Below are 13,037 nucleotides of genomic sequence, written 5' to 3' on the forward strand. Positions count from 1 at the left end.
GGCAGGATCGTCATGTGGCAGAGACAGCATCGAAGAACCCCGCAGACACCCGCCCCCGCCTGATGCTCATGGACGGGCACTCGCTCGCGTACCGGGCGTTCTTCGCGCTGCCCGCGGAGAACTTCACCACCGCGACCGGACAGCCGACGAACGCGATCTACGGATTCGCCTCGATGCTGGCGAACACGCTCCGTGACGAGGCGCCCACGCACTTCGCGGTCGCCTTCGACGTGTCCCGCAAGACCTGGCGGTCCGAGGAGTTCCCCGAGTACAAGGCGAACCGCTCCAAGACCCCCGACGAGTTCAAGGGGCAGGTCGAGCTGATCGGCGAGCTGCTCGACGCCATGCACGCCCCGCGCTTCGCCGTCGAAGGCTTCGAGGCGGACGACATCATCGCCACCCTCGCCACCCAGGCCGAGGCCGAGGGCTTCGACGTCCTCATCGTCACCGGCGACCGGGACTCCTTCCAGCTGGTCACCGACCACACCACCGTGCTCTACCCCACCAAGGGCGTCTCCGAGCTGACCCGCTTCACCCCGGAGAAGGTCCAGGAGAAGTACGGCCTCACGCCCTCGCAGTACCCCGACTTCGCGGCCCTGCGCGGCGACCCGTCGGACAACCTCCCCGGCATCCCCGGCGTCGGCGAGAAGACCGCCGCCAAGTGGATCAACCAGTTCGGCTCCTTCGCCGAGCTGGTCGAGCGCGCCGAGGAGGTCAAGGGCAAGGCCGGACAGAACTTCCGCGACCACCTGGAGGCGGTCAAGCTCAACCGCGTCCTCACCGAGATGGTCCGGGACGTCGAGCTGCCCAAGGGCGTCGCCGAGCTGGCCCGCGAGCCGTACGACCGCAAGGCCGTCGCCCTCGTCCTCGACACCCTGGAGATCCGCAACCCCTCGCTGCGCGAGCGGCTCCTCGCCGTCGACCCGGGCGCCGCCGAGGACGCCCCTCCGGCGCCCGCCGAGGGCGTCGCGATCGACGGCACCGTCCTCGGCGCAGGCGAGCTGGCCCCCTGGCTCGCCGAGCACGGCACCGCCCCCCTCGGCGTCGCCACCGTCGACAGCTGGGCGCTCGGCGCGGGGAACGTCAGCGAGATCGCCCTCGCCACCGCCGAAGGCCCCGCCGCCTGGTTCGAGCCCAGCGCGCTCGACGAGGCCGACGAGCGGGCCTGGGCCGCCTGGATCTCCGACCCCGACCGCCCCAAGGTCCTGCACAACGCCAAGGGCGCCATGCGGGTCTTCCCCGAGCACGGCTGGCGCGTCGCGGGCGTCACCATGGACACCGCCCTCGCCGCGTACCTGGTCAAGCCCGGCCGGCGCTCCTTCGCCCTCGACGCGCTCTCCGTCGAATACCTCGCCCGCGAGCTGGCCCCCGCCGCCGCGGCCGACGGGCAACTCGCCTTCGGCGCCGACGAGACCGCGGAGGCCGAGGCCCTCATGACCCAGGCGCGGGCCATCCTCGACCTCGCCGGGGCCTTCGACGAGCGGCTCGGCGAGGTCGGCGCCCGCGAACTGCTGCACGACGTCGAGCTGCCCACCTCCGCCCTCCTCGCCCGCCTGGAGCGGCACGGCATCGCCGCCGACCGCGAGCACCTGGAGGCCTTGGAGCAGCAGTTCGCCGGGGCCGTGCAGCAGGCCGTGAAGGAGGCCCACTCCTCCGTCGGCCACGAGTTCAACCTGGGCTCGCCCAAGCAGCTCCAGGAGGTCTTCTTCGGCGAGCTGAACCTGCCGAAGACCAAGAAGACCAAGACCGGCTACACCACCGACGCCGACGCGCTGGCCTGGCTCGCCGAGCAGACCGAGCACGACCTGCCCGTGATCATGCTCCGCCACCGCGAGCAGGCCCGGCTGCGCTCCACCGTCGAGGGCCTGATCAAGACCGTCGCGGCCGACGGGCGCATCCACACCACCTTCAGCCAGACCACCGCCGCCACCGGCCGTCTCTCCTCCACGGACCCCAACCTTCAGAACGTGCCGGTGCGGACGGACGAGGGCCGCGCCATCCGGCACGGCTTCGTCGTCGGCGAGGGCTTCGAGTCCCTCATGACCGCCGACTACAGCCAGATCGAGCTGCGCGTCATGGCCCACCTCTCCGAGGACGAGGGCCTCATCGAGGCCTTCACCTCCGGCGAGGACCTGCACACCACCGTCGCCTCCCAGGTCTTCGGCGTCGAGCGGTCCGCCGTCGACCCCGAGATGCGCCGCAAGATCAAGGCCATGTCGTACGGCCTCGCCTACGGCCTCTCGGCCTTCGGGCTCTCCCAGCAGCTGAACATCGACCCGGGCGAGGCCCGCGGCCTGATGGACACCTACTTCGAGCGCTTCGGCGGAGTCAGGGACTATCTGCACCGGGTCGTCGACGAGGCCCGCGCCACCGGGTACACGGAGACGATGCTCGGCCGCCGCCGCTATCTGCCCGACCTCAACAGCGACAACCGCCAGCGCCGCGAGGCCGCCGAGCGGATGGCGCTCAACGCCCCGATCCAGGGCACGGCCGCCGACATCGTCAAGGTCGCCATGCTCAAGGTCGACCAGGCGCTGACCGAGGCGGGCCTGGCCTCCCGGATGCTCCTCCAGGTCCACGACGAAATCGTCCTGGAGATCGCGCCGGGCGAGCGCGAGCGGGTCGAGGCCCTGGTCCGCGAGCAGATGTCGGCCGCCTTCGACCTGCGCGCCCCCCTCGACGTCTCCGTCGGCGTGGGCCACGACTGGGACTCCGCCGCGCACTGACCTTCCCGCCGCCAAGGGCCGGACCCCCGACCTCGACCGGTCGGGGGCCCGGCCCTTGGTGTCGGTACGGGACGGGACGGGGTGAGCACGTGGGGCGGCCGGGCCCGCGATTGGGCGGTGGGGCTGTCGGGCCGGGGCCGTCGGGTCTGAGGGGCCGGGTGGGCCAAGTGAGCCAGGTGAGGTCAGGGGGTTCCCTGGTGGGAGCGGTCCGGCAGGGGGATACGTGCTGTCGCCGCCGGAGCGGAGGCGTTGGCGGCCGGGGCAGCGGGGGGCTCCTGTGGTCCCGTGCCTTGCTGCTCTACGGAGCCGGGCCCGGGGCTGGAGCCGGAGCCGGAGCCGGAGCCGGGCCCGGACGGGCGTCGGCGCCCGGCGAGCAGCCGCGCCCCCGTCCCGTACAGCACGAGTCCGACGGCGAGCCCCGCGCCCGCCCCGAAGCAGGCCGTCGGAATGATGTCGCGGGGCGTCTCGATCCGGTCCCATCCCCAGTACGCGGCCCAGCGCAGCACCCGGTGGGCGACCCCGGCGAGGGCGCAGCCGCCGATCAGCCCGAGGGCGAGGAACCGCCCCCGGCGGCCCGGGACCGGCACCCCGGGCGGAAGCCCCACGCCCGGCCCCGGTGTGCGCGCCGCCCGCGCGAGACACCAGCCGAGCAGCCCCAGGGCCAGCGCCGAACTCCCGTACTGCGCGTACAGATAGACGGGGAGCCCGGCCACGGCCTCGCCGAGGAAGGGGATCGCGCGGGTGCCCCAGCGGTCGACGTGGGTGAAGGAGTCCCACCCCACATGGGTGGTCGAGCCGAGGACGGCGGAGAGCCCGAACCAGCCCGCGAGCGAGGCGGGCCGCCGCTCGCGCCACGGGCGGCCCCGCACGAGGCCGTACACCCGCCCGCGCCACCGGGCGGGCAGCAGCGCGGCCAGCGGCTCCCGTACCGTCAGCCAGAGTCCGACGAGCACCGCAGTGATCAGCACATCGGCCGTGACGATGCCGACGGGGGAGTGCGTGACATCGCCGAAGGCCATCGCCCCGGGGAAGGCCGTCGCGGCGAAGTAGGCCATGTCGGGCGCGAACGAACCCGCGACGAGCGCGCAGGCGACCAGAGGGCCGTGCGCGGTCCCGTCCCGTCGCAGTGCGGGCAGCACGGCGGCGGCATGGCTGAGCGTGAACGGCAACGGAGGCTCCCCCAGGGTCCGGTGGTGACGGCCACCGTACGCGGACGGCCATCGTCCCAGAGGGCAGGGGCCGTTCTCCCGGTTCCCGCCCCGGCTGCCCCGGGAGGCGGCCGGGAGGTGACGAAACCGTGAAACAGGGTCATGGGCCGGTGCCCGGTGGGCCGGAGTTGACATAGGGTCGCCAGGAGCCACCCGCGGGGAGCGCGTGGCCGAAATAGAGGGGGAAGGGACCACGGACATGTCAGCGCATTTGGGCCGCAGGCTGCGCAGGGGAGCCACCAGCGGTGCGGTGGTGGCCGCGGCGGTCGCCGCGCTCGCCGCCTCACAGGCTCCGGAGACCGTCGCCCCGCCCACCGACAACGCGGGCGGCGACCGCGCCGTCGGCGCCGGGGACACCCTGCCCGCGGCCGACGAGGGCTCGGCCACCGGCGATTCGCCGTACTTCCTGGACCTGCCGCCACTGAACTCCCCGAAGGCCGGGGCGTCCGCCGTCACGCCGCCGGTCATCACCGGCCCCGCCGAGGCCGGCATACCCGCGACCGTACTCGCCGCCTATCAGCGCGCCGAGCAGGCGATACGCGCGACCGATCCGGCCTGCCACCTGCCCTGGCAACTGCTCGCGGGCATAGGCAAGGTGGAGTCGGGACAGGCGGGCGGCGGCAAGGTCGACGCCAACGGCACCACCTTCCAGCCGATCCTCGGACCGGCGCTCAACGGCAACGGGTTCGCCAACATCTCCGACACCGACGGCGGCGCCTACGACGGCGACCCCGTCCACGACCGCGCCGTCGGCCCGATGCAGTTCATCCCGTCCACCTGGGCCACCTGGGGCCAGGACGCCAACGGCGACGGGAAGAAGGACCCGAACAACATCTACGACGCGGCGCAGGCGGCCGGACTCTACCTCTGCGCCAACGACCGCGACCTCGCCCTCAAGAGCGATCTCGACAAGGCGATCCTCAGCTACAACCAATCGACCGAGTACCTGCACACGGTCCTCTCCTGGTTCGAGTACTACCGGCGCGGCACCCACCAGGTCCCGGACGGCACGGGCGTGTTGCCGGTCGACCGCAGCGACAACCGGGGCAAGGGCGACCACCCCGCCACCACCTTCCCGGTGCCCCCGGTCACGACGCCCCCCACGACACCCCCCGCGCCGAAGCCCGGCGGTTCCTCGGGGGCCACCCCGCCGCCGACCACGCCGAAGCCTCCGGTCAAGCCGCCGGTGACCCCGCCGACGAAGCCGACCATGCCGCCCACCGCCAAGGTCGCGAAGCTCTCGAAGGTGGCGACCGGCGAACTCACCGCGTCCGCGGGCAGTGCCTTCGCCAAGTCCCCTGCCGTCGCCGCGCTCGACGCGTCCGGCGGCCCGGTCGCGGGTGTCTCCGTCCGCTTCGAGATCGCCGACGGCACCGACGCCCGCTTCACCGGCGGCGCCACCACCGCCACCGTCACCACGGGTCCGGCGGGCATCGCCGCCGCCCCCGTGCTGCGGGCGGGCGAGAAGACCGGGCCGTTCACGATCAAGGCCACCGTCGTGGGCCGCACCCTGGACGCCGCCGAGTTCTCCGCGACCGTCACCGCGCGCTCCGCGGACACCCTCGTCCGCGTCGGCGGCGACCTCCTGACGGCCGCCTCCGGCAGCGCCTTCGAACAGCGGGTGCAGGTGAAGGCCACCGGCGAGGGCAAGGCCACCCCCGGTGTCGTCGTCACCGCCGAGATCGCCGCCACCGGGAGCGGTGCCGACGCCCCGTACTTCAAGGACGGAGCGGGCGCCCCGCTGCGGACGCTGACTGTCACCACCGACGAGAACGGCCTGATCACCCTCCCCGAACTCTTCGCGGGCGACAAGCCCGGTGAGTACGTGCTGCGGCTGACCACGTCCGGCGGTGTCGGCACCGAGGTCAAGCTGACGGTCACGGCGCCGCCCACCCCGGACCCGACGCCCTCCGGCGGCGGCTCGTCCGAGGCCACACCCTCCGCCTCCCCCTCCGCGTCGGCTTCCCCCTCTCCGTCGGCCTGACCGACCCGCGTCCATCGCGCCGCTCCTCCGCCCCACCCGGGCGAGGGGGCGGCGCTTCGCTTTTCCCACCCGGATCGTCGTCGAGCGCCGTCGCCCGGAGCGCCGCCGGACCTCCCCCGGCCGGACTCCGCAGGACACCTCAGGCCACCGCCGCCGAGTGCGGCCGAACACCGCCGGGCGCAGGCGGCCACCGCCGAACGCCGACCGGAGACCGTCGAGTGCCACCGAACTCCTCCGAACGCCGGCCGGAGACCGCCTTGGCACCGGCCGGACTCCTCCGGACAACTCCCGTGCCGCCGTCGCGTGCCACCGGAGACGGCCCAGCGGTACGACGTGTTCTCATCTCACGGGCGCGTTGCTACGGTGCCCCCTCCCTGACGACTCATCAGATCACGCCCGGGAGGCCGACCATGCGTGCCCTCGTCGCCGCCGCCATCGGACTCGCCCCAGTCCTCCTCATCGTCCTCGTCCTCTCCACGGTCGATCTGCCGCCCGACGGCCCCACCTCGCCCAAGCCCCTGCTGACCGCCGACCCCGGCCCCAAGAAGTAAGGGGGCCGCCATGCGCCGCCCGGCCGCCCTCGTCCTGCTCTCGCTCGCCGTCTGCTGTGCCGCGCTGGCCCCCACCCTGCGCTGGTACGCCTTCCCCCGGCTGGCGAAGATCCCGCCGAACCAGTACCAGGAGACCGTCCTGGAGGCGAAGCCCGCGACCCTCCTCGACTACTCCACCCTCCAGGCGCGGAAGGTCGACAAGATCACGATCCTCCAGACCCTCAAGGGCAACGTGGCGGAGTCCCACCGCGTCGAACGCGACGCCGGAAAGGACGTCGTCGTCTGGGACGCCCTCGCCTACATCACCGGCCCCGACGGGAAGATGGTCTCCCAGGTACCCGAGCGGTACATCTTCGACGCCCACACCCAGGAACCCGTCCACGCCACCGGCGAATCCGTCGACGGCGACCCCGTCCGGCGCGAGGGCATCGAGTTCAAGTTCCCCTTCCTCACCGAGAAACGGGACTACCGGTACTTCGACGCCCAGACCCGCACCTCGGCCCCCATCCACTACGCGGGCACCCGCACCTTCCGGGGCATGGAGGTCTACTACTTCGAGCAGACCGTCCCCTGGACCAAGGTCCCCATGCCCAAGACCATGCCGATCAAGGGCATCACCCCGCAGATCATCGCCGACTCGGGCCTCACCCGCTGGTACACGACCAAGCGCATGTTCTGGATCGAGCCCCTCACCGGAGCCCCCGTCAACGGCGAGGAGATCCACAAGGAGGAACTCCGCAACGCCAAGGCGCTGATGGGCCGGGACACCCTCACGGTCTTCGAAGGCCATGTGAAGATCCGCGAGGACTACCTCGACAGCATCGGCGAGACCGTCGCCTCCAACCGCCTGCTGGTGCTGATGCTCGTCTCCTACCTCCCCTGGAGCCTCGCCCTCCTCGCCCTGCTCCTCCTCTCCCTCTCCTTCTGGCTGGAGGCCCGGTCCCGCCGCCCGGCGGACGGACCCGCCCCTGCCCCGGCCCCCGCCCTGGCTCCGGTCACCCCTCCCGTCTGAGCCGCGCGCTCGTATGCCGGGTCGGCTGAGCCCCCGCCGGGTCCTCCGGCCACGGGTGCTTCGGATACCGCCCCCGCAGCTCCGCCCGCACCGCCCGGTAGCCGTCCCGCCAGAACGACGCCAGATCGGCGGTCACCGCCGCCGGCCGCCCGGCGGGGGAGAGCAGGTGCACGAGGACCGGGACCCCCGCCACCCTGGGGGTCCGCGCCAGCCCGAACATCTCTTGGAGCTTCACGGAGAGCACCGGCCGCCCACCGCCGTACTCGACCCGGATCCTCGATCCGCTCGGCACCTCGATCCGCTCCGGCGCCAGCTCGTCCAGCCGGCCCGCCTCGCCCGACGCCCACGGCAGCAGTCTCCGCAGCGCCTGGCCCGCGTCGATCCGCCCCAGGTCGGCCCGGCGACCGGCCCGGGACAGCTCGGGCTCAAGCCACTCCTCGGCCCGGTCCAGGAGCGCCCCGTCCTCCGCCACGTCCGGCCAGGGCTCGCCCAGCTCCCGGTGCAGAAAGGCGAGCCGCTCACGCAGCTCCCCGGCCTCCCGGCTCCACCGCAGCAACCCCAGCCCCTCCCGGCGCAGCCCGTCGAGCAGCGCCGCCCGCACCAGCTCCGGCTCGGCCCGAGCCCCGAGCGGCCGTACCGTCAGCTCGACCGCGCCCAGCCGGTCCACCGAGCGCGCGACCACGTCCCCGTCCTCCCAGCGGACCTCCTCGCCGGTCGACCGCAGATGCCCCGCCGCCCGCCGCGCCACGTCCTCGTCCACCACGGCCGCGAGACGCACCCGGGCCGTGGCGTCCCGCGCCGTACGGTCCGCCACCGCCACGGCCAGCCACGGCCCGGACCGCAACCGGGAGCCCTCGGCCAGCCGTGCCCCGCTCCCCGACACCATCAGATAGCCGCCCTGCTCCCGGGCCCGCGCCAGCCGCTCGGGAAAGGCCAACGCGGTCACCAGCCCGGCCGCCACGTCGTCACCGACCGCACCGCCCCCCTGCCCGCGACCCGAACCGCCTGCCCCGTCGGTCGTCCGCCCGCGCCCGGACCCACCGGCCCCGTCGGTCGTCCGCCCGCGCCCGGACCCACCGGCCTCCCCAGCCGCCTCGACGTCCCGTCCACGACCGGAACCACCGGCCACCCCCGGGTCCGCAGCCCCCGTCTCGCCCGCCGAGCGCTCCAGGCGGCGGACCTCCGTCCTCCAGCGGGCGCCGTACCCGTCGGTGCCCCGGCGAGCCGTGCGCCAGGCCTCCACCAGGTCGTCCCCGTACTCGCGCGGCGGCTCCTCGCCGAGCAGCGCCACCACCTCCGCCGCCCGCCGCGCCCCGACCTGCGGCGCACCGTCCAGAAGAGCGCGCCCCAGCCGGGGGTGGAGCCCGAGCCGGGACAGCCGTACCCCTCGCTCCGTCGCCCGGCCCGCCGCGTCCACGGCGCCGACCGATTCGAGGACCGAACGGGCCGCCGTCATCGGCCCGGCGGGCGGCGGGTCGAGCAGGGCGAGCCCTGCCGCCGTCGGATCGCCCCAGCAGGCCACGCGCAGGGCGAAGTCCGCCAGATCGGCGACCTTGATCTCGGGGGACGGGAAGCGCGGCCTTCCCCCGTCGCTCGCCTCCGACCAACAGCGGTACACGGTGCCGAAGGCCTCGCGACCCGCCCGGCCGAGCCGCTGGGTCGCCGTCGCCTCGGAGACCGTCACCGTCGCGAGCGAGCCAAGACCTCTGGCGTGGTCCATGCGCGGCTCGCGCGCGAGACCCGAGTCCACGACCACCCGCACCCCCGGCACGGTCAGGCTGGACTCCGCCACCGAGGTGGCGAGCACCACCCTGCGCCGCCCGCCGGGCTCCGTGCCCCGCAGCACCGCGTCCTGCACGGCGGCCGGAGCCCGCCCGTGCAGCTGGAGGACCTCCGCGTCGACATCGGCGAGCAGACCGGCCGTCCGCGCGATCTCCCCCGTACCGGGAAGGAAGCAGAGGACGTCCCCCTCGTGCCGGTCAAGGGCCAGCCGGACCGTCGCCGCCACGTGCCGCAGCAGCGCCGGGTCCACCCAGGTGCCGTGCGCGGGCCGGATGCCCGGGGGAGGCGCCGCGAAGCGGACCGCGCAGCCGTACGCCTTGCCCTCGCTCCACACCACCGGCGCGGGCCCCGTGCCGTCCAGGACCGTCAGCAGCTCCGCCCACGCGGTCGCGTCGCTGGTCGCCGACGCGGCGATCAGCTTCAGCTCCGGCCGCAGAGCGGCCCGCACATCCACCAGGAAGGCCATCGCCGTGTCCGCGTCGAGGTGCCGCTCATGGCACTCGTCGAGCAGGACCACGTCCACGCCCGCCAGCTCGGGGTCGCGCTGGAGCCGCTGGAGCAGGATGCCCGTGGTCACCACCTCGACCCGGGTCGCCGGTCCGGCCCGGCGCTCTCCGCGCACGGAGAAGCCCACCGCGCCGCCGACCTCCTCGCCGAGCAGCCACGCCATCCGCCGGGCCGCCGCCCGCACCGCCATCCGGCGCGGCTCGGCCACCAGGACCCGCCGCTTCGGTCCCTCTCCTATGAGCCCCGCGAGAGCGAGCGGCACCAGGGTCGTCTTGCCCGTGCCGGGAGGCGCGGACAGCACGGCCGCACCGCGCCGGTCGAGCGCTTCCAGCAGCTCGGGGACGGCATGGCGGACGGGGAGAAGGTCGAGTGCGTCGTTTCGGATCACGCACTCAGTCTCGTACGGACGCGAAAAAGGTGGGTCCCGTTATCCACAGGACCCACCTTTAAGTACGAGAAGCCGCTCGTCACACCAAGTGCGTCAGGCGTTCTCCTCCGCCCGCTCGCACACGAAGATCGCGGTGCCCGGGATGAGATTGCCCCGCAGCGGGGACCAGCCGCCCCACTCCTGCGTGTTCCACGCGGGCCACTCCGGCTCGACCAGGTCCACCAGCCGGAAGCCGCCGGCCACCACGTCCCGGACCCGGTCGCCGAGCGTCCGGTGGTGCTCCACGTACACCGCTCGCCCCTGCTCGTCCTGCTCGACATAAGGGGTGCGGTCGAAGTAGGAGGCGGCGACCGACAGGCCCTCGGGACCGGGCTCGTCGGGGAACGCCCAGCGGATCGGGTGCGTCACCGAGAAAACCCATCGCCCGCCCGGTCGCAGCACCCGCCGGACCTCGCGGAAGACCCGCACCGGATCGGCCACGAACGGCACCGCCCCGTAGGCCGAGCACGCCAGGTCGAAGGAGCCGTCCCGGAACGGCAGCGCCCCCGCGTCGGCCTCCACCAGCGGCACCTCGTCGCCGATCCGCAGCGCGTGCTGGAGCTGCCGGTGCGAGAGGTCGAGGGCCACCGGACGGGCCCCCCGCGCCGCCAGCCACCGCGAGCACTGGGCGGCGCCCGCGCCGATCTCCAGGACGTCGAGCCCCTTCAGGCCGGACGCGGGCCCGAGCAGCCCGGCATCCGCCTCGTCGAGCCCCTCGGGACCCCAGACGAAACGGTCGTCCCCGAGGAACGCCCCGTGATCGCTCTGGTACTCGTCGGCGTTCCTGTCCCACCAGCCGCGGCTCGCCCGGCTGCTCTCCGCTTCCCCCGCGTCACGCCGGGTCGCCTCGGCGTCCTCCTCGGCCGCTTCGGGGCGGACATCGTGCTCGTACTCTTGGTTCATCTCGCCCGCCGATGTAGTTTGCGCTCAATGCCGATGCGCGCGGATCCCGCCGATGAGGCGTGGAAGGACACAAGTTGGTGCCGGAGTCGAGGCGATCTGCCCCGGGTGCGCGCTTCGCGCATTGACCCTGTCCGGCCATCCCCGTATGCTAAAGGTTGCGCTGCGGGCCTGCGCGCCTCAGACGGAGCAGGCCGCGCTCGTACCTTTTGTATGTCCCCTCGGTTTTCGAGGTACCGCCCGTTCGCGGGATGCGTGCTTCATTGGCTGTCCGGCTTCTTGGTGCGATACGGGCTCTCGGCGTAGCAGTACCTACGACTTTCTGTCCGTAACCGGAGCCCTTTCCCACATGACGAGCAGCACCGAGACCACCGCCACCACCCCGCAGGTTGCGGTCAACGACATCGGTAACGAGGAAGCCTTCCTCGCCGCGATCGACGAGACGATCAAGTACTTCAACGACGGCGACATCGTCGACGGCGTCATCGTGAAGGTCGACCGGGACGAGGTCCTGCTCGACATCGGTTACAAGACCGAAGGTGTCATCCCGAGCCGCGAGCTCTCGATCAAGCACGACGTCGACCCGAACGAGGTCGTCAAGGTCGGCGACGAGATCGAGGCCCTGGTTCTCCAGAAGGAGGACAAGGAAGGCCGCCTGATCCTCTCGAAGAAGCGCGCCCAGTACGAGCGCGCCTGGGGCACCATCGAGAAGATCAAGGAAGAAGACGGCATCGTCACCGGTACCGTCATCGAGGTCGTCAAGGGTGGTCTCATCCTCGACATCGGCCTCCGCGGCTTCCTCCCGGCCTCCCTGGTCGAGATGCGCCGCGTCCGCGACCTCCAGCCCTACGTGGGCAAGGAGCTCGAGGCGAAGATCATCGAGCTGGACAAGAACCGCAACAACGTGGTCCTGTCCCGCCGTGCCTGGCTGGAGCAGACCCAGTCCGAGGTTCGCCAGACCTTCCTCACGACCCTCCAGAAGGGTCAGGTCCGCTCCGGCGTCGTGTCCTCGATCGTCAACTTCGGTGCCTTCGTGGACCTGGGTGGCGTCGACGGTCTCGTGCACGTCTCCGAGCTGTCCTGGAAGCACATCGACCACCCGTCCGAGGTTGTCGAGGTCGGCCAGGAAGTCACCGTCGAGGTTCTCGACGTGGACATGGACCGCGAGCGTGTCTCCCTGTCGCTGAAGGCGACGCAGGAGGACCCGTGGCAGCAGTTCGCCCGGACCCACCAGATCGGTCAGGTCGTCCCGGGTAAGGTCACCAAGCTGGTTCCGTTCGGTGCGTTCGTCCGCGTGGACGAGGGCATCGAGGGTCTGGTCCACATCTCCGAGCTGGCCGAGCGCCACGTGGAGATCCCGGAGCAGGTCGTCCAGGTCAACGACGAGATCTTCGTCAAGGTCATCGACATCGACCTCGAGCGTCGTCGCATCAGCCTCTCGCTGAAGCAGGCCAACGAGTCCTTCGGTGCCGACCCGGCCTCGGTCGAGTTCGACCCGACCCTGTACGGCATGGCCGCGTCCTACGACGACCAGGGCAACTACATCTACCCCGAGGGCTTCGACCCCGAGACCAACGACTGGCTCGAGGGCTTCGAGACCCAGCGCGAGGCCTGGGAGACCCAGTACGCCGAGGCGCAGACTCGCTTCGAGCAGCACCAGGCTCAGGTCATCAAGTCCCGCGAGGCCGACGAGGCCGCCGCTGCCGAGGGCGCTGCCGCCCCGGCCGCCGGCAACGCCGGTGCGGGCATCTCGGGTGGTTCGTACTCCTCGGAGTCGGACGACAACTCCGGCGCCCTGGCGTCGGACGAGGCGCTCGCCGCCCTGCGCGAGAAGCTGGCCGGCGGCCAGAGCTGAACAGGCTCTCCGCTGAGCGCTAGCCGCTAGCGAATCGAGGCCCGCTTCCCTTCGGGGGAGCGGGCCTCGGTCTGTTTTTCCCACC

General features: G+C 72.7%; 8 protein-coding genes. 5 read left to right on the forward strand and 3 right to left on the reverse strand.

What is annotated here, in order from left to right:
- Window positions 1-14: 14 nt before the first annotated feature.
- Window positions 15-2,726, forward strand: a complete 2,712-nt coding sequence (polA, locus tag BU197_RS19465) for a DNA polymerase I (protein WP_188269554.1) — start codon at window positions 15-17, stop codon at window positions 2,724-2,726.
- A 182-nt stretch (window positions 2,727-2,908) separates the two neighbouring features.
- On the opposite strand, the gene BU197_RS19470 is transcribed toward polA, so the two are convergent.
- A complete protein-coding gene (locus BU197_RS19470) occupies window positions 2,909-3,895 on the reverse strand; it encodes a DUF4184 family protein (protein WP_188269555.1) in 987 nt (328 codons plus the stop codon).
- Window positions 3,896-4,133: 238 nt separating this feature from the next.
- On the opposite strand from BU197_RS19470, the gene BU197_RS19475 reads away from it, so the two are divergent.
- From BU197_RS19475 to BU197_RS19485, 3 genes are all read left to right on the forward strand, one after another.
- The gene (locus tag BU197_RS19475) at window positions 4,134-5,918 is read left to right on the forward strand and encodes a lytic transglycosylase domain-containing protein (protein ID WP_188269556.1); all 1,785 of its coding nucleotides are present in this window, start codon (window positions 4,134-4,136) and stop codon (window positions 5,916-5,918) included.
- 410 nt (window positions 5,919-6,328) lie between these two features.
- Entirely contained in the window at window positions 6,329-6,469 is a 141-nt protein-coding gene (locus BU197_RS19480) for an SPW_0924 family protein (protein WP_188269557.1), read from the forward strand.
- Between the two features lie 10 nt (window positions 6,470-6,479).
- Window positions 6,480-7,481 (forward strand): DUF3068 domain-containing protein, encoded by a 1,002-nt coding sequence (locus BU197_RS19485; RefSeq protein WP_188269558.1) that lies wholly within the window; start codon window positions 6,480-6,482, stop codon window positions 7,479-7,481.
- On the opposite strand, the gene BU197_RS19490 is transcribed toward BU197_RS19485, so the two are convergent.
- A complete protein-coding gene (locus BU197_RS19490) occupies window positions 7,465-10,158 on the reverse strand; it encodes an ATP-dependent RNA helicase (protein ID WP_188269559.1) in 2,694 nt (897 codons plus the stop codon). The two genes, BU197_RS19485 and BU197_RS19490, sit on opposite strands and share 17 nt — an antisense overlap.
- 93 nt (window positions 10,159-10,251) lie before the next feature.
- Window positions 10,252-11,100 (reverse strand): class I SAM-dependent methyltransferase, encoded by an 849-nt coding sequence (locus BU197_RS19495; RefSeq protein WP_188269560.1) that lies wholly within the window; start codon window positions 11,098-11,100, stop codon window positions 10,252-10,254.
- 346 nt (window positions 11,101-11,446) lie between these two features.
- On the opposite strand from BU197_RS19495, the gene rpsA reads away from it, so the two are divergent.
- Window positions 11,447-12,952, forward strand: a complete 1,506-nt coding sequence (gene rpsA, locus BU197_RS19500) for a 30S ribosomal protein S1 (protein WP_188269561.1) — start codon at window positions 11,447-11,449, stop codon at window positions 12,950-12,952.
- Window positions 12,953-13,037 lie beyond the last annotated feature (85 nt).

The sequence above is a fragment of the Streptomyces sp. CBMA291 genome, from assembly GCF_014596525.1.
GTDB lineage: Bacteria > Actinomycetota > Actinomycetes > Streptomycetales > Streptomycetaceae > Streptomyces.

Coding starts and splice junctions, on each gene's coding strand:
- BU197_RS19485 (WP_188269558.1), top strand. CDS start 6,480: ATGCGCCGCCCGGCCGCCCTCGTCCTGCTCTCGCTCGCCGTCTGCTGT.
- rpsA (WP_188269561.1), top strand. CDS start 11,447: ATGACGAGCAGCACCGAGACCACCGCCACCACCCCGCAGGTTGCGGTC.
- BU197_RS19475 (WP_188269556.1), top strand. CDS start 4,134: ATGTCAGCGCATTTGGGCCGCAGGCTGCGCAGGGGAGCCACCAGCGGT.
- BU197_RS19480 (WP_188269557.1), top strand. CDS start 6,329: ATGCGTGCCCTCGTCGCCGCCGCCATCGGACTCGCCCCAGTCCTCCTC.
- BU197_RS19495 (WP_188269560.1), bottom strand. CDS start 11,100: ATGAACCAAGAGTACGAGCACGATGTCCGCCCCGAAGCGGCCGAGGAG.